This window comes from Bradyrhizobium sp. USDA 4501, assembly GCF_054062115.1.
The window spans coordinates 8,064,873-8,078,861 of sequence record NZ_JBSSEX010000001.1 but is presented as its reverse complement, the minus strand read 5'-3'; the positions used below and the strand labels follow the sequence as shown (position 1 = coordinate 8,078,861).

General features: G+C 63.4%; 25 protein-coding genes. All 25 read right to left on the bottom strand.

What is annotated here, in order from left to right; all coding sequences use genetic code 11:
- Positions 1-248 precede the first annotated feature (248 nt).
- Positions 249-665 carry a 50S ribosomal protein L17 gene (rplQ, locus tag ACVWZM_RS37450; RefSeq protein WP_016843769.1) on the bottom strand — a complete coding sequence of 139 codons (417 nt, stop codon included), beginning with the start codon at positions 663-665 and terminating at the stop codon, positions 249-251.
- Between the two features lie 210 nt (positions 666-875).
- Positions 876-1,907 (bottom strand): DNA-directed RNA polymerase subunit alpha, encoded by a 1,032-nt coding sequence (locus tag ACVWZM_RS37445; protein ID WP_035631062.1) that lies wholly within the window; start codon positions 1,905-1,907, stop codon positions 876-878.
- A gap of 119 nt (positions 1,908-2,026) precedes the next feature.
- Positions 2,027-2,416, bottom strand: a complete 390-nt coding sequence (rpsK, locus tag ACVWZM_RS37440; protein ID WP_006021048.1) for a 30S ribosomal protein S11 — start codon at positions 2,414-2,416, stop codon at positions 2,027-2,029.
- A gap of 114 nt (positions 2,417-2,530) precedes the next feature.
- Positions 2,531-2,899, bottom strand: a complete 369-nt coding sequence (gene rpsM, locus ACVWZM_RS37435) for a 30S ribosomal protein S13 (protein WP_057019544.1) — start codon at positions 2,897-2,899, stop codon at positions 2,531-2,533.
- Between the two features lie 189 nt (positions 2,900-3,088).
- On the bottom strand, positions 3,089-3,973 hold the full coding sequence (locus ACVWZM_RS37430; protein WP_141342190.1) for an adenylate kinase: 885 nt from the start codon (positions 3,971-3,973) through the stop codon (positions 3,089-3,091).
- A 71-nt stretch (positions 3,974-4,044) separates the two neighbouring features.
- Positions 4,045-5,379, bottom strand: coding sequence for a preprotein translocase subunit SecY (secY, locus tag ACVWZM_RS37425; RefSeq protein WP_016843764.1), 1,335 nt, complete (start codon positions 5,377-5,379; stop codon positions 4,045-4,047).
- A gap of 156 nt (positions 5,380-5,535) precedes the next feature.
- On the bottom strand, positions 5,536-6,021 hold the full coding sequence (gene rplO, locus ACVWZM_RS37420) for a 50S ribosomal protein L15 (RefSeq protein WP_092082428.1): 486 nt from the start codon (positions 6,019-6,021) through the stop codon (positions 5,536-5,538).
- 21 nt (positions 6,022-6,042) lie between these two features.
- A complete protein-coding gene (gene rpmD / locus ACVWZM_RS37415) occupies positions 6,043-6,234 on the bottom strand; it encodes a 50S ribosomal protein L30 (protein WP_028335461.1) in 192 nt (63 codons plus the stop codon).
- 39 nt (positions 6,235-6,273) lie between these two features.
- The gene (gene rpsE / locus ACVWZM_RS37410; RefSeq protein WP_016843761.1) at positions 6,274-6,849 is read right to left on the bottom strand and encodes a 30S ribosomal protein S5; all 576 of its coding nucleotides are present in this window, start codon (positions 6,847-6,849) and stop codon (positions 6,274-6,276) included.
- A 58-nt stretch (positions 6,850-6,907) separates the two neighbouring features.
- Positions 6,908-7,267 (bottom strand): 50S ribosomal protein L18, encoded by a 360-nt coding sequence (gene rplR / locus ACVWZM_RS37405; protein ID WP_016843760.1) that lies wholly within the window; start codon positions 7,265-7,267, stop codon positions 6,908-6,910.
- 11 nt (positions 7,268-7,278) lie between these two features.
- Entirely contained in the window at positions 7,279-7,812 is a 534-nt protein-coding gene (rplF, locus tag ACVWZM_RS37400; RefSeq protein ID WP_092114986.1) for a 50S ribosomal protein L6, read from the bottom strand.
- Positions 7,813-7,826: 14 nt separating this feature from the next.
- Positions 7,827-8,225: a 30S ribosomal protein S8 gene (gene rpsH, locus ACVWZM_RS37395; RefSeq protein ID WP_018272133.1), complete on the bottom strand. Its 399-nt coding sequence runs from the start codon at positions 8,223-8,225 to the stop codon at positions 7,827-7,829.
- A gap of 15 nt (positions 8,226-8,240) precedes the next feature.
- Complete coding sequence (gene rpsN, locus ACVWZM_RS37390) at positions 8,241-8,546, bottom strand: 30S ribosomal protein S14 (RefSeq protein WP_456855848.1); 306 nt, start codon at positions 8,544-8,546, stop codon at positions 8,241-8,243.
- Between the two features lie 46 nt (positions 8,547-8,592).
- Entirely contained in the window at positions 8,593-9,150 is a 558-nt protein-coding gene (gene rplE / locus ACVWZM_RS37385) for a 50S ribosomal protein L5 (protein ID WP_016843756.1), read from the bottom strand.
- Entirely contained in the window at positions 9,143-9,457 is a 315-nt protein-coding gene (gene rplX / locus ACVWZM_RS37380) for a 50S ribosomal protein L24 (RefSeq protein WP_016843755.1), read from the bottom strand. Before rplX ends, rplE begins: the two co-directional genes overlap by 8 nt.
- Complete coding sequence (gene rplN, locus ACVWZM_RS37375) at positions 9,457-9,825, bottom strand: 50S ribosomal protein L14 (RefSeq protein ID WP_011473865.1); 369 nt, start codon at positions 9,823-9,825, stop codon at positions 9,457-9,459. Before rplN ends, rplX begins: the two co-directional genes overlap by 1 nt.
- A 75-nt stretch (positions 9,826-9,900) precedes the next feature.
- Complete coding sequence (rpsQ, locus tag ACVWZM_RS37370) at positions 9,901-10,149, bottom strand: 30S ribosomal protein S17 (protein ID WP_016843754.1); 249 nt, start codon at positions 10,147-10,149, stop codon at positions 9,901-9,903.
- A gap of 10 nt (positions 10,150-10,159) precedes the next feature.
- On the bottom strand, positions 10,160-10,366 hold the full coding sequence (gene rpmC / locus ACVWZM_RS37365) for a 50S ribosomal protein L29 (RefSeq protein WP_016843753.1): 207 nt from the start codon (positions 10,364-10,366) through the stop codon (positions 10,160-10,162).
- A 5-nt stretch (positions 10,367-10,371) separates the two neighbouring features.
- Positions 10,372-10,785, bottom strand: a complete 414-nt coding sequence (gene rplP / locus ACVWZM_RS37360; RefSeq protein WP_016843752.1) for a 50S ribosomal protein L16 — start codon at positions 10,783-10,785, stop codon at positions 10,372-10,374.
- A 30-nt stretch (positions 10,786-10,815) separates the two neighbouring features.
- Positions 10,816-11,517 carry a 30S ribosomal protein S3 gene (gene rpsC / locus ACVWZM_RS37355; RefSeq protein WP_016843751.1) on the bottom strand — a complete coding sequence of 234 codons (702 nt, stop codon included), beginning with the start codon at positions 11,515-11,517 and terminating at the stop codon, positions 10,816-10,818.
- Between the two features lie 20 nt (positions 11,518-11,537).
- Positions 11,538-11,924, bottom strand: a complete 387-nt coding sequence (gene rplV / locus ACVWZM_RS37350; RefSeq protein ID WP_016843750.1) for a 50S ribosomal protein L22 — start codon at positions 11,922-11,924, stop codon at positions 11,538-11,540.
- Positions 11,925-11,934: 10 nt separating this feature from the next.
- On the bottom strand, positions 11,935-12,213 hold the full coding sequence (rpsS, locus tag ACVWZM_RS37345; protein ID WP_028335459.1) for a 30S ribosomal protein S19: 279 nt from the start codon (positions 12,211-12,213) through the stop codon (positions 11,935-11,937).
- A gap of 12 nt (positions 12,214-12,225) precedes the next feature.
- Positions 12,226-13,059: a 50S ribosomal protein L2 gene (rplB, locus tag ACVWZM_RS37340; protein WP_021081655.1), complete on the bottom strand. Its 834-nt coding sequence runs from the start codon at positions 13,057-13,059 to the stop codon at positions 12,226-12,228.
- 12 nt (positions 13,060-13,071) lie between these two features.
- Entirely contained in the window at positions 13,072-13,371 is a 300-nt protein-coding gene (locus tag ACVWZM_RS37335; RefSeq protein WP_028339313.1) for a 50S ribosomal protein L23, read from the bottom strand.
- Positions 13,368-13,988 (bottom strand): 50S ribosomal protein L4, encoded by a 621-nt coding sequence (rplD, locus tag ACVWZM_RS37330; RefSeq protein WP_016843745.1) that lies wholly within the window; start codon positions 13,986-13,988, stop codon positions 13,368-13,370. Before rplD ends, ACVWZM_RS37335 begins: the two co-directional genes overlap by 4 nt.
- Position 13,989 lies beyond the last annotated feature (1 nt).

The following is a 13,989-nucleotide window of genomic DNA, read 5'->3' as shown; positions in this document are numbered from 1 at the left end:
GCAGCGCCGCAATTGCATCTCACCGATGCGTGAGGAAGCAGAACACACCTCGTCGTCCTGGCGAAAGCCAGGGGACCCATTACCACCGCAGGTGATTATGAGAAGGATTTGAGCCCCAGCGTCGCGCAACAATTTAGATTTGGGGTAATGGGTCCTGGCTTTCGCCAGGACGACGGGGATGGAGCGTGGCCACCAAATAAAAACGGCGCCCGAAGGCGCCGCTTTCAAAACCTGGCTCGAAGCGGGGCTTACGCCGCCTCGGCTTCCTTGTCCTGCGCCGGACCGGAGTCCTGGCCCTTGGCGTCGACGTCGCGGTCGACGAACTCGATCACGGCCATCGCCGCGTTGTCGCCGTAGCGGAAGCCGGCCTTGATGATGCGGGTGTAGCCGCCCTGGCGGTCCTTGTAGCGGGTCGCCAGCGTGTCGAACAGCTTCTTGACCTGGTCGACGTCGCGCAGCTCCGAAATCGCCTGGCGGCGCAGGGCGAGGCCGCCCTTCTTGCCGAGGGTGACGAGCTTCTCGACGATCGGCCGCAGCTCCTTGGCCTTCGGCAGCGTGGTGACGATCTGCTCGTGCTTGATCAACGCGGCCGCCATGTTGGCGAACATCGCACGCCGGTGCTCGGCGGTGCGGTTGAGCTTCCGATGAACCTTGCCGTGACGCATTGACTTATTCCTTCTTCAATTCTGCCGCGGTGGTTCAGCGACAAGTTTTGCAGGTGGGCATCCTGCGTTCGCCCGCAAAAGCGCCTTAGCGCGCTTTTGCTATCTCGTTTGAGCATGATCCTCGCCGGAAAACCGCTCCGCGCTTTTCCGGGATCATGCTGCGTAAAAAATCGTGGCCGGAAGTTTTCCGGCCACGACGGTGGAATCGGATCAGTAGTGATCCTCGAAGCGCTTGGCGAGCTCGTCGATGTTCTCCGGCGGCCAGCCCGGCACTTCCATGCCGAGGTGCAGACCCATCTGGGCCAGCACTTCCTTGATCTCGTTCAGCGACTTGCGGCCGAAGTTCGGGGTGCGGAGCATTTCCGCTTCCGACTTCTGCACGAGGTCGCCGATGTAGACGATGTTGTCGTTCTTCAGGCAGTTTGCCGAACGCACCGACAGCTCGAGCTCGTCGACCTTCTTGAGGAACGCCGGGTTGAACGCGAGATCGGGGATGATCTCCTGCGTGACTTCCTTGCGCGGCTCTTCGAAGTTGACGAACACGTTGAGCTGATCCTGCAGGATGCGCGCGGCGTAGGCCACCGCGTCCTCCGGCGTGATCGCGCCGTTGGTCTCGATCGTCATGGTCAGCTTGTCGTAGTCGAGGATCTGGCCCTCGCGGGTGTTCTCGACCTTGTAGGACACCTTGCGGACCGGCGAGAACAGGCTGTCGACCGGGATCAGGCCGATCGGAGCATCCTCGGGACGGTTGCGCTCGGCGGCGACATAGCCCTTGCCGGTCGTGACCGTGAACTCCATGCGGATCTCGGCGCCGTCGTCCAGCGTGCAGAGCTGCAGGTCGGGGTTGAGCACCGTGACATCGCCGACGGTCTGGATGTCGCCGGCGGTGACGGCGCCCGGGCCCTGCTTCTTCACGACCATGCGCTTCGGGCCTTCGCCCTGCATCTTGATCGAGATGTCCTTGATGTTGAGGACGATGTCGGTGACGTCTTCACGGACACCGGCGATCGAGGAGAACTCGTGCAACACGCCGTCGATATGCACCGACTGCACCGCCGCGCCCTGCAGCGAGGACAACAGGATGCGGCGCAGCGCGTTGCCGAGCGTCTGGCCGAAGCCACGCTCGAGCGGTTCGGCGACCACGGTGGCGAACCGGCTCGCGTCCGAGCCCGGCGTCACCTGCAGCTTGTTCGGTCGAATGAGTTCTTGCCAATTTTTCTGGATCGTCACTGTTTCACCCATTTGCCGGTCACAGGGCCAAATCGAATGGCCGAACCCGGCGTTGGAGATCGCGGATCAGTCCGCGCGGTCAATTCCAAAAATCATCGCAGGGCGGCCAGAGGCCGCCCACGACTTACAGATCAAACGCGCCGACGCTTGCGCGGACGGCAGCCATTGTGCGGGATGGTGGTCACGTCGCGGATCGAGGTGACGGTGAAGCCCGCAGCCTGCAGCGCACGGAGCGCCGACTCACGGCCCGAACCCGGGCCGGCCACTTCAACCTCCAGCGTGCGCATGCCGTGTTCCTGCGCCTTCTTGGAGACGTCTTCGGCCGCGACCTGCGCGGCATAGGGGGTCGACTTGCGCGAGCCCTTGAAGCCCATGGTGCCGGCCGACGACCAGGCAATGGTGTTGCCCTGCGCGTCGGTGATGGTGATGGTCGTGTTGTTGAACGACGAATTCACGTGCGCGATGCCGGAGGCGATGTTCTTGCGTTCGCGGCGGCGTACGCGGGTGGCTTCCTTGCCCATTTCAAACCTTTCCTGTGATCTCGACGCCGCCGTAGTGCCAGCGGCTACACCTCAAAACGCAAATGGCGAGTAGCGAATTTCCATTCGCTACTCCCCACTAGCAATTCGCAAAACTTATTTCTTCTTGCCGGCGATCGCCTTGGCCGGCCCCTTGCGCGTGCGCGCATTGGTGTGGGTGCGCTGGCCGCGCACCGGCAGACCGCGGCGATGACGCAGGCCGCGGTAGCAGCCGAGGTCCATCAGCCGCTTGATGTTGATGCCGACCTCGCGACGGAGGTCGCCCTCGACCAGGTAGTCGCGGTCGATCACTTCGCGGATCTGCAGGACTTCCTGGTCGGTCAACTGGTTGACGCGACGGTCCAGCGGGATCTTGACCTTCTCGATGATGTCGGCCGCGTTCTTCTGGCCGATGCCATGGATGTACTGAAGCGCGATCAGGACGCGCTTGTTGGTGGGAATGTTGACGCCGGCAATACGGGCCACGGACTTCTCTCCTGTCGCCGATCCATCACGGATACGGGCTTCTCAAGTGCTTGCTCTCTCGGGCTTGTGTCCACAAACGCGAACACGACGCCCTCCCCTCATGTCCTTCGGGGCCCGGCATCGTCATCAAACTATCCAACTTGGATGCGGAGCTTATTAAAGGATTCATGTCGGTTTCGTCAACCGCTCCTAGCGTTTAGCTCGCTTTTTCGTGAGCTTTTTTGCCACCTTTTTGGCGGTCTTTGCTCCCTTGCGGGCTTTGGCGGCGCGGGCGGCCTTCTTTACCGCCTTCTTCGCGGCTTTCTTCACGGTTTTCTTGGCCGCTTTGGCCTTGGAGGGCGCCTTGGCAGCCTTCCGGGCCGATTTGGCGGCCTTTTGGGCTGGTTTAGCTGCCTTCCGGGCCGGCTTCTTGCTGGCCTTCATGGCCGCCTTGGCGGCCTTTTTAGCCGCCTTCGGGGCGTGATCCTCGTGATCCTTCGGTTCCAGCGCGCCGAGTGCGGTCAGGATCCGGTTGATCTCGCGGGTGACGTGCTCGATGGTCATCATGCCATCGACCGTCAGGAGCTTCCGCCGCTCCGAATAATAGTGAATCAGCGGCTCCGTCAGCGAACGGTACTGCGCCAGGCGCTTGGTCAGCACTTCCGGCGTGTCGTCGAGGCGGACTTCCTCGCCGCGCGCGCGGGTTTCCTCGGCACGCTTCTCAACGCGGGCGAGCAGCGCGCTCTCGTTGACGCGGAGCTCAACCACCGCGTCGAGCTTGAGGTGCTTTTTCCGGAGCAGATCGTCGAGCGCCTCGGCCTGCGGCACAGTGCGCGGGAAGCCGTCGAGAATGAACCCCTTCTTGGCATCGGGCTCCTCGATCCGGTCGGCGATGATTCCCACCACGACCTCGTCTGGAACCAGGCCGCCATTGGCCATGATCTCCTTGGCCTGTAGGCCGACCGGCGTGCCCGCGGCGACCGCAGCGCGCAGCATCTCACCGGTCGAGAGCTGGACGATGCCGTGCTTGTGCACCAGCCGCTGCGCCTGGGTTCCCTTGCCCGAGCCCGGCGGCCCCAAAAGGATCAATCTCATATCTGTTTCGCCCCCCGGCTAGGTGGGCGACGTTCGCACACCTGTGTTTTGAGTTCGAAGCCGAGCCGCGATCAGCGGCGGCGGCCTCCCCTGAGCTTCGACTTCCTGATCAACCCCTCATACTGATGAGCGAGCAGATAGCCCTGCACCTGCGACACCGTATCCATCGTCACGCTGACGACGATCAACAGCGAGGTGCCGCCAAAGTAGAACGGGACCGATGCGTAGGAAATCAGAATTTCAGGAATCAGGCAGACGATCGCGAGATAGACCGCGCCGAGCACCGTGATGCGCGACAGCACATAGTCGATGTACTCGGCGGTGCGCTCGCCGGGCCGGATGCCCGGGATGAAGCCGCCATGCTTCTTCAGATTGTCCGCGGTCTCGGTCGGATTGAACACGATCGCGGTGTAGAAGAACGCGAAGAACACGATCAGCGCGAGATACATGAACAGGAACAGCGGCCGGCCGTGGCTGAGCTGGGTCGTGATCCACTGGAACCATTCCGGCCCCTTGCCGGCGTTGAAGTTCGCCACCGTGGTCGGCAGCAGTAGCAGCGACGAGGCGAAGATCGGCGGAATCACGCCCGAGGTGTTGAGCTTGAGCGGCAGATGCGAGGACTGGCCCTCGAACATCTTGTTGCCGACCTGGCGCTTCGGGTACTGGATCAAAAGCCGGCGCTGCGCGCGCTCCATGAACACGATGAAGGCGATCACGGCGACCGCCATCACGATGACGATCAGGATCAGCCCGGTCGACATCGCACCCTGGCGGCCCAGTTCCAGCATGTTGGCGAGCGCCGACGGCAGCTCGGCGACGATGCCGGCCAGGATGATCAGCGAGATACCGTTGCCGATGCCGCGCGAGGTGATCTGCTCGCCGAGCCACATCAGGAACATGGTGCCGCCGGTCAGCGTGATCGCGGTCGAGATCCGGAAGAACATGCCGGGGTCGCTGACGACATTGCCGGCACCTTCGAGGCCGATCGCGATGCCGTAGGACTGGAACAGCGCCAAGATCACCGTCAGATAGCGGGTGTACTGGTTCAGCGTCTTGCGGCCCGCCTCGCCTTCCTTCTTGAGCGCCTCGAGCTGCGGCGACACGGTGGTCAGCAGCTGCACGATGATCGATGCCGAGATGTACGGCATGATATTCAGCGCGAAGATCGCCATGCGGTGGATGCCGCCGCCGGCGAACATGTTGAACATGCCGAGGATGCCGCCGGACTGGCTGCGGAACACCTGCTCCCAGATGTTGGGATCGATGCCGGGCAGCGGGATGTAGGTGCCGAGCCGATAAACAAGCAGCGCACCCAGGGTGAACCAGATGCGCTTCTTCAGCTCGTCGGCTTTCGCCAGCTGTCCGAAATTGAGGTTGGCGGCAAGTTGTTCGGCTGCTGAGACCATGTTTCGGCTTTCTCCCGGAGCCCCATTCGCCGGCGCCCCCAAAGAGATCAATTCCCCGGGCGCCGGCAGACACCGGACATTATCTGGTGCTCGGCCTCGATAAGTCCATCATTCGATCTGCGGATTGCCCGCGCGTCGCGGGCAATGACGCAGATGTTACGCCGCCTCGCCTTCTTCCTTGGCGGGGGCCAGGATCTTGACCGAGCCGCCGGCCTTCTCGACCGCGGCAATGGCCGACTTGGAAGCGCCGTGCACCTCGATGGTCAGCTTGGTCTTGATCTCGCCGCGGCCGAGCAGCCGCAGGCCGTCCTTGGCGCGGCGCAGCACGCCGGCCTTGACCAGCGATTCGGCGTTCACCGTCGCGCTCGCATCGACCAGCTTGTTGTCGATCGCTTCCTGCAGACGGTCGAGATTGATCTCGGCGAAGTCGAGCCGGAAGATGTTGTTGAAGCCGCGCTTCGGCAGACGGCGATGCATCGGCATCTGGCCGCCTTCGAAACCCTTGATGCGGACGCCCGAACGCGCGGTCTGGCCCTTGCCGCCGCGGCCCGAGGTCTTGCCCTTGCCGGAACCGATGCCACGGCCGACACGCATGCGCTTCTTGCGCGAGCCGGCGTTGTCGGCGATATCGCTGAGCTTCATCGCCCTTCTCCTTATCTCTGCTTACTCGCCGACGACGCGGACGAGATGCTGAACCTTGCTGATCATGCCGCGAACTTCAGGGGTATCCTGCAGCTCGGCAACCCGGCCGATCTTGTTGAGCTTGAGGCCGATCAGCGTCGAACGCTGCGAGTGATGGCGGCGGATTGCGCTGCCGATCTGCTCGACCTTGATGGTCTTGCTGGCCTTGGCCATGACAGTAACTCCGAATAGCGCTTCGAGAAGCGCGCGTTGTTATTCCGCCACCACTTCGGCGTCGCCGCCGACGCGGCGCGACTGCAGGGTGGAGACCTTGATGTTGCGGCGTGCCGCCACCGAGCGCGGCGAATCCTGATGCTTCAGCGCGTCGAACGTCGCGCGAACCATGTTGTAGGGATTCGACGAGCCGATCGACTTCGCCACCACGTCCTGGATGCCGAGCGTCTCGAACACCGCGCGCATCGGGCCGCCGGCGATGATGCCGGTACCGGCCGGAGCGGCACGCAGGTAGACGCGGCCGGCGCCGTGACGGCCGGCGATGTCGTGATGCAGCGTGCGGCCTTCGCGAAGCGCGACGCGCGTCAGGTTGCGCTTCGCCGATTCGGTCGCCTTGCGGATCGCTTCCGGAACTTCGCGCGCCTTGCCGTGGCCGAACCCGACCCGGCCCTTCTGGTCGCCAATCACGACCAGCGCCGCAAAGCCGAAGCGCTTGCCGCCCTTGACGACTTTCGCCACGCGATTGATGTGGACGAGCTTGTCGACGAACTCGCTGTCGCGCTCCTCGCGCTCCCTGCTCCGTTCGCGTCCGCCGCGTTCGCGTTCACCTGCCATGGTGTTTTCCAATCTCTAGGAGGCCTTGCGCCTCTTTCCTCGTCATCGTTCGTAAAGTTTAGAAGCTCAATCCGCCTTCGCGCGCCGCATCCGCGAGCGCCTTGACGCGCCCGTGATAGATGTAGGCGCCGCGATCGAACACGACTTCCTTGACACCCTTCTGCGCCGCGCGCTCGGCGAGCAACTTGCCGACCGCCTTCGCCGCATCGATGTCGGCGCCGGTCTTGCCGGCGTCGCGCATGGTCTTCTCCAGCGACGAGGCGGAGGCGAGCGTCTCGCCCTTCTGGTCGTCGATGACCTGGGCGTAGATGTGCTTGGACGAGCGGAACACCGACAGCCGCGGACGGCCGCCTGCCGAGCGGCGAAGCGCAAGGCGCACGCGCTGCTTGCGCCGGGCATTCGTAACCTTGAGTGACATGACCGGCTCCGTTACTTCTTCTTGCCTTCCTTGCGGAAGATGAATTCGTTGGCGTACTTCACGCCCTTGCCCTTGTAGGGCTCCGGCGGACGGTAGGCGCGGATCTCGGCGGCGACCTGGCCGACGCGCTGCGGATCGTTGCCGGTGATCGTGATCTCGGTCGGCTTCGGCACCGCGATGGTGATGCCTTCCGGGATCGCGTACACCACGTCGTGGCTGTAGCCGAGCGCGAGCTGCAGGTTCTTGCCCTGCATCGCGGCGCGGTAGCCGACGCCGGTGATCTCGAGCTTCTTCTCGAAGCCCTTGGTGACGCCCTCGACGAGGTTGGCGACCTGCGCGCGCGCGGTGCCGTACATCGCCTGCGCGCGGTTGGTCTTGACCCGCGGAGCGACCTTGACCTGGCCGTTCTCGAACTTCACCTCGACGTCGTCATGCACGACGAACTGAAGCTGGCCCTTCGGCCCCTTCACCTTCACGGTCTGGCCCTCGACGCTTGCCGTCACACCCGACGGGATCGCCACCGGCCTTTTGCCGATACGTGACATCGTAAAATCCTTCCTCAGAACACCGTGAAGAGAACTTCGCCGCCCACGTTGGCGTCGCGCGCCTGGTGGTCAGCCATGATTCCCTTCGGCGTCGACAACACCGAAATGCCGAGACCGTTGTTCACGCGCGGCAGGTTCTTCACCGAGGCGTAAACGCGGCGGCCCGGCTTCGACACCCGCTCGATCTCGCGGATGACGGGCTCGCCGTCGAAATACTTCAGCTCGATCTCGAGCTCGCTGCGGCCCGAGGCATGCTCGACGCTGGCGTAGCCGCGGATGTAACCCTCGGACTTCAGCACCTCGAGCACGTTGGCGCGCATCTTCGAGCCGGGGCTCGAGACCTTGGACTTGGAGCGCATCTGCGCGTTGCGGATGCGGGTGATGAGATCGCTGATCGGATCGTGCGTAGACATTGTTCCGACCCTCCCTTACCAGCTCGACTTCACGAGGCCGGGAACCAGGCCCTTGGAGCCGAGTTCACGCAGCGCGATGCGCGAGAGCTTGTTCTTGCGATAGTTCGAGCGCGGACGCCCGGTCAGCTCGCAACGGTTGCGGATGCGCGTCGACGACGAGTTGCGCGGCATCTCGGCGAGCTTCAGCGTCGCCGCGAAGCGCTCTTCCATCGGCTTGGTCTTGTCGGCGATGATCGCCTTCAGCTTCTCGCGGCGCGGGCCGGCGTTCTTCGCCATCCGCTTGCGCCGGTTGTTCTTCTCGACTGAACTCTTCTTTGCCATGCTTGGCTCCTGGGTATCCGCGTTTGAGTGGCTTTGGCTCAGCTACTCACTGCCGGAACGGGAAATTGAAAGCGGTCAACAAGGCACGCGCCTCGTCGTCGGTCTTGGCGGTGGTGCAGACCGTGATGTCCATGCCACGCGCTTCCGAGACCTTGTCGAAGTCGATCTCGGGGAAAATGATGTGCTCCTTGATGCCGAGCGAATAGTTGCCACGGCCGTCGAAGCTCTTCGGGTTCAGGCCGCGGAAGTCGCGGACGCGGGGCAGCGCCACGTTCACCAGGCGGTCGATGAACTCGTACATGTGGGTCTTGCGCAGCGTGACCTTGCAGCCGATCGGCTGGTTCTCACGCAGCTTGAAGGTCGCGATCGCGATCCGCGAATAGGTCACGATCGCCTTCTGGCCGGCGATCTGGGTCAGCTCGGCGGCGGCGGTCTCGGCCTTCTTGCGATCGTTGACGGAGTCGCCCACGCCCATGTTGAGCACGACCTTGTCGAGGCGCGGCACCTGCATCACGTTGGCATAACCGAACTTCTCGGTCATCATGCCGCGGATCTTCTTGTCATACTCCGCGCGCAGACGCGGCGTGTAAGCTGTATCAGCCATCGATCTCTGCTCCCGAGCTCTTGGCAACACGAACCTTCTTGCCATCGGCCTGAATCTTGAACCCGATGCGGGTCGGCTTTCCGTCCTTGCCGACATACGCAATGTTCGAAAGGTCGATCGGCATCTCCTTGGAGATGATGCCGCCTTCCTGGGTCTGGGTCTGCTTCTGGTGACGCTTCACCATGTTGATGCCGCGAACGAGAGCCTTGTTCTCGTCCGGACGCACCTCGAACACCTCGCCGGTGCGACCCTTGTCGCGGCCGGTGAGCACCATCACCTTGTCGCCCTTGCGGATCTTGGCAGCCATCACAGCACCTCCGGCGCGAGCGAAATGATCTTCATGTGGTTCTTGGCGCGCAGCTCGCGCGGCACCGGCCCGAAGATACGGGTGCCGACCGGCTCGGACTGATTGTTGATCAGCACGGCGGCGTTGCGGTCGAAGCGGATGACCGAACCGTCGGCGCGGCGGATGTCCTTGCGGACCCGGACCACGACGGCCTTCATCACGTCGCCCTTCTTCACCTTGCCACGCGGAATGGCTTCCTTGATCGACACAACGATAACGTCGCCCACGGTGGCATAGCGGCGCTTGGAACCTCCAAGAACCTTGATGCACATGACACGGCGTGCGCCTGAATTATCGGCCACGTCGAGGTTGGTCTGCATCTGAATCATTGATGCACCTCGTCCTCTTTCTGCGCTTCAGCGCGCTCAAAATTTCCCTGAATTCCCTCGGCCAGGCCGAAGTAATCAGGCCGTTTTCTTGTGTTCGCCCCGGACCACGGTCCAGCGCTTCAGCTTCGAGATCGGCTTCGATTCCTCGATCCAGACCATGTCGCCCGGCTTGAACTGGTTGTTCTCGTCGTGCGCGTGGTAGTTCTTGGAACGGCGGATCGTCTTCTTGTAGATCGGGTGGGTGAAGCGGCGATCGACGCGCACCACGATGGTCTTGGCTTGCTTGTCGCTGACGACCACGCCCTGCAGAGTACGTTTCGGCATAGCTGGCCCCTTACTTCTTCTTCGCGCGCTGCTGGGCAGCGATGGTCTTGATACGAGCGATATCGCGGCGGGCTTCCCGCATCCGCGAGGTGTTCTCCAGCTGCCCGGTGGCGCGCTGGAAACGCAGGTTGAAGCGTTCCTTCTTCAAATTCAGGATCGCGTCTTCCCGCTGGTCGTCGCTCATCGCGCGAATGTCTTCAACTTTCATCTCGGCCATGGCGATTACTCCGCAATGCGCGCAACGAAGCGCGTCTTGATCGGCAGCTTGGCGGCGGCGAGCGACAGCGCTTCCTTCGCGGTCTGCACCGGCACGCCGTCGATCTCGAACATCACGCGGCCCGGCTTGATCCGGACCACCCACAATTCCGGGGCACCCTTGCCGGAGCCCATGCGGACTTCGGCGGGCTTCTTCGACACCGGCACGTCCGGGAACACGCGGATCCAGACGCGGCCGGCGCGCTTCATGTGACGGGTCAGCGCGCGGCGGGCGGCTTCGATCTGACGGGCGGTGACGCGCTCAGGCTCCATCGCCTTCAGGCCGAACTGGCCGAACGCCAACGTCGCGCCAGAGGTCGCAACGCCGTGGATACGGCCCTTATGCGCCTTCCGGAACTTCGTTTTCTTAGGTTGCATCATGGCTTTAAGCCCTCAAATTCCTGCTTTGCCTCAAGCGGCGTCGCGGCGCGAACGCGGCGTGCTGTCGCCTTCGGCCATCTTCTTGTCCTGGGCCATCGGATCGTGCTCGAGGATCTCGCCCTTGAAGATCCAGACCTTGACGCCGCAGGTGCCGAAGGTCGTGAACGCGGTGGCAACGCCGTAGTCGACGTCGGCGCGCAGCGTGTGCAGCGGCACGCGACCTTCGCGGTACCACTCCATGCGCGCGATTTCGGCGCCGCCGAGACGGCCCGAGCAGTTGATGCGGATGCCACCGGCACCGAGACGCATCGCCGACTGCACGGCGCGCTTCATGGCGCGGCGGAACGCGACGCGGCGCTCGAGCTGCTGGGCGATCGATTCAGCGACCAGGGTCGCGTCGAGCTCAGGCTTGCGGATTTCGACGATGTTGATCACGACGTCCGACGAGGTGATGTCGGCAACCTTCTTGCGCAGCTTGTCGATGTCGGCGCCCTTCTTGCCGATCACGACGCCCGGACGGGCCGAATGGATCGTCACGCGGCACTTCTTGTGCGGACGCTCGATCACGATGCGGGCGACGGCCGCCTGCTTGAGCTCCTTGTGCAGGATCTCGCGGATCTTGACGTCCTCGTGCAGCAGCTTGCCGTATTCCTGCTTGCCGGCGAACCAACGGGAGTCCCAGGTCCGGTTGATGCCGAGACGCAGCCCGATTGGATTGATCTTTTGACCCATCGTCTTCTCCTGCGCCCTTCTTAGGCGCTTGCCTCGGCCTCGACCTGACGAACCACGATGGTCAGGTGCGAGAACGGTTTGAACACACGGCCCGAACGGCCACGGCCGCGCGGAGCAAAACGCTTCATCACGATGCCATTGCCGACATGCGCCTCGGCGACGACCAGATCGTCTACCTCGAGGTCATGGTTGTTCTCGGCGTTCGCGATCGCCGATTCCAGGCACTTCTTGACATCGACCGCGATCCGCTTGCGCGAGAACTGCAGGTCGGCGAGCGCAGCGGACGCCTTGCGGCCGCGGATCAGCTGCGCCACCAGGTTGAGCTTCTGCGGGCTGACGCGCAGCATGCGGGCGACGGCCTTGGCCTCATTGTCCGCGAGGCTACGTTCGCGCTTTGGTTTGCTCATCGGTTAATCCTCAAGCCTTCTTGGCTTTCTTGTCGCCCGAATGGCCGTGGAAGGTCCGGGTCGGCGAGAACTCGCCGAACTTGTGACCCACCATTTCCTCGTTGATTGCCACCGGCACGTGCTTGTGGCCGTTATAGACGCCGAACGTCAGGCCGACGAACTGCGGCAGGATGGTCGAGCGGCGGCTCCAGATCTTGATGACGTCGTGACGGCCGGACGAGCGCGCGGCATCTGCCTTCTTGAGCAGAGAACCCTCGACGAACGGGCCTTTCCAGACTGAACGAACCATGTCCGGCGTTCCTTACTTCTTCCGCTTGTGGCGGCTGAGGAGAATGAATTTGTTGGTCGACTTGTTGGTGCGGGTCTTCTTGCCCTTGGTCGGCTTGCCCCACGGAGTAACCGGGTGGCGACCGCCCGAGGTACGACCTTCACCACCGCCGTGCGGGTGATCGATCGGGTTCATGACGACGCCGCGGTTGTGCGGACGCCAGCCGAGCCAGCGGGTACGACCGGCCTTGCCGATCGAGATGTTCATGTGATCCGGGTTGGAGACCGCGCCGATCGTGCCGCGGCAACGGCCGTGCACCAGACGCTGCTCGCCCGAGTTCAGGCGGACGATCACGTAGTCCTGGTCGCGGCCGACGATCTGGGCGTAGGTGCCGGCGGAGCGCGCCAGCTGACCGCCCTTGCCGATCTTCAGCTCGATGTTGTGCACGATCGTGCCGACCGGCATGTTGCCGAGCGGCATGACGTTGCCCGGCTTGACGTCGACATAGTTGCCGGCGACGACGGTGTCGCCTGCCGCCAGGCGCTGCGGCGCCAGGATGTAGGCCAGCTCACCGTCCTGATACTTGATCAGCGCGATGAACGCGGTGCGGTTCGGATCATACTCGAGCCGCTCCACGACCGCCGGCATGTCCACCTTGTCGCGGCGGAAGTCGACGGTGCGGTAGGCCTTCTTGTGGCCGCCGCCGCGGAAACGCACGGTGATGCGACCGGTGTTGTTGCGACCGCCGTTGCCGAGCTTGCCCTCGGTCAGGGTCTTCACCGGCTTGCCCTTGTAGAGCGCCGAACGATCGACCATGACCAGCTGGCGCTGGCCCGGCGTCGTGGGATTGTAGGTTTTCAATGCCATCGTCGTTGCGCCTTATAGTCCGGTAGTCACGTCGATGCGGTGGCCCTCTTCCAGGGTCACGATCGCGCGCTTGGTGTCCGACTGCGAGCCGAGATTGCCGCGGAACACCTTGGTCTTGCCCTTGCGAACGAGAGTGTTGACGCTCTTCACCTTGACGTCGAACAGCTTCTCGACCGCTTCCTTGATCTGCGGCTTGGTCGCCTTGCCTGCGACCTTGAACATCACCTTGTTGTGCTCGGAGGCGAGCGTCGCCTTTTCCGTCACGACGGGAGAGATGATGACGTCGTAGTGGCGCGGATCGATGTTCTTCATTTGAAGCGCGCCTCCAGCGCATCAACCGCAGCCTTGGTCAGCACCAGCTTCTGGCGGCGGAGAATGTCGTAGACGTTGATGCCCTGGATCGGCAGCACGTCGATGTTCGGAATGTTCCGGGCCGCGGTCGCGAAACCGGCGTTCAGCTCGGCGCCGTCGATGATCAGCGCGTTGGTCAGTCCGAGGCCGGAGAAGTGGCCGAGCAGCGCCTTGGTCTTGGCGGCCTCGAGCTGCGCATTGTCGATCACGATCAGCCCGCCGTCCTTGGCCTTGGCCGAGAGCGCATGCTTGAGCGCGAGCGCGCGCACCTTCTTCGGAAGGTCGGTCGCATGGGAGCGAACGACCGGACCGAACGCACGGCCACCGCCGCGGAACTGCGGCACGCGGGCCGAGCCGTGACGGGCGCCGCCGGTGCCCTTCTGCTTGTACATCTTCTTGCCGGTGCGCCAGATCTCGGCGCGGCCCTTGGCCTTGTGGGTGCCGGCCTGACGCTTGTTCAGCTGCCACTGCACGCAGCGCTGGATGATGTCGGCGCGCGGCTCGAGACCGAAGATCGCGTCCGAGAGCTCGACGGATCCGGCGTCCTTGCCTTCAAGGGTCGTGACTTTCAATTCCATC

Coding starts and splice junctions, on each gene's coding strand:
- rplQ (WP_016843769.1), bottom strand. CDS start 665: ATGCGTCACGGCAAGGTTCATCGGAAGCTCAACCGCACCGCCGAGCAC.
- ACVWZM_RS37445 (WP_035631062.1), bottom strand. CDS start 1,907: ATGGGTGAAACAGTGACGATCCAGAAAAATTGGCAAGAACTCATTCGA.
- rpsK (WP_006021048.1), bottom strand. CDS start 2,416: ATGGGCAAGGAAGCCACCCGCGTACGCCGCCGCGAACGCAAGAACATC.
- ACVWZM_RS37430 (WP_141342190.1), bottom strand. CDS start 3,973: ATGAGATTGATCCTTTTGGGGCCGCCGGGCTCGGGCAAGGGAACCCAG.
- secY (WP_016843764.1), bottom strand. CDS start 5,379: ATGGTCTCAGCAGCCGAACAACTTGCCGCCAACCTCAATTTCGGACAG.
- rplO (WP_092082428.1), bottom strand. CDS start 6,021: ATGAAGCTCAGCGATATCGCCGACAACGCCGGCTCGCGCAAGAAGCGC.
- rpmD (WP_028335461.1), bottom strand. CDS start 6,234: ATGGCCAAGGCCAGCAAGACCATCAAGGTCGAGCAGATCGGCAGCGCA.
- rpsE (WP_016843761.1), bottom strand. CDS start 6,849: ATGGCAGGTGAACGCGAACGCGGCGGACGCGAACGGAGCAGGGAGCGC.
- rplR (WP_016843760.1), bottom strand. CDS start 7,267: ATGTCACTCAAGGTTACGAATGCCCGGCGCAAGCAGCGCGTGCGCCTT.
- rplF (WP_092114986.1), bottom strand. CDS start 7,812: ATGTCACGTATCGGCAAAAGGCCGGTGGCGATCCCGTCGGGTGTGACG.
- rpsH (WP_018272133.1), bottom strand. CDS start 8,225: ATGTCTACGCACGATCCGATCAGCGATCTCATCACCCGCATCCGCAAC.
- rpsN (WP_456855848.1), bottom strand. CDS start 8,546: ATGGCAAAGAAGAGTTCAGTCGAGAAGAACAACCGGCGCAAGCGGATG.
- rplE (WP_016843756.1), bottom strand. CDS start 9,150: ATGGCTGATACAGCTTACACGCCGCGTCTGCGCGCGGAGTATGACAAG.
- rplX (WP_016843755.1), bottom strand. CDS start 9,457: ATGGCTGCCAAGATCCGCAAGGGCGACAAGGTGATGGTGCTCACCGGC.
- rplN (WP_011473865.1), bottom strand. CDS start 9,825: ATGATTCAGATGCAGACCAACCTCGACGTGGCCGATAATTCAGGCGCA.
- rpsQ (WP_016843754.1), bottom strand. CDS start 10,149: ATGCCGAAACGTACTCTGCAGGGCGTGGTCGTCAGCGACAAGCAAGCC.
- rpmC (WP_016843753.1), bottom strand. CDS start 10,366: ATGGCCGAGATGAAAGTTGAAGACATTCGCGCGATGAGCGACGACCAG.
- rplP (WP_016843752.1), bottom strand. CDS start 10,785: ATGATGCAACCTAAGAAAACGAAGTTCCGGAAGGCGCATAAGGGCCGT.
- rpsC (WP_016843751.1), bottom strand. CDS start 11,517: ATGGGTCAAAAGATCAATCCAATCGGGCTGCGTCTCGGCATCAACCGG.
- rplV (WP_016843750.1), bottom strand. CDS start 11,924: ATGAGCAAACCAAAGCGCGAACGTAGCCTCGCGGACAATGAGGCCAAG.
- rpsS (WP_028335459.1), bottom strand. CDS start 12,213: ATGGTTCGTTCAGTCTGGAAAGGCCCGTTCGTCGAGGGTTCTCTGCTC.
- rplB (WP_021081655.1), bottom strand. CDS start 13,059: ATGGCATTGAAAACCTACAATCCCACGACGCCGGGCCAGCGCCAGCTG.
- ACVWZM_RS37335 (WP_028339313.1), bottom strand. CDS start 13,371: ATGAAGAACATCGATCCGCGCCACTACGACGTCATCATCTCTCCCGTC.
- rplD (WP_016843745.1), bottom strand. CDS start 13,988: ATGGAATTGAAAGTCACGACCCTTGAAGGCAAGGACGCCGGATCCGTC.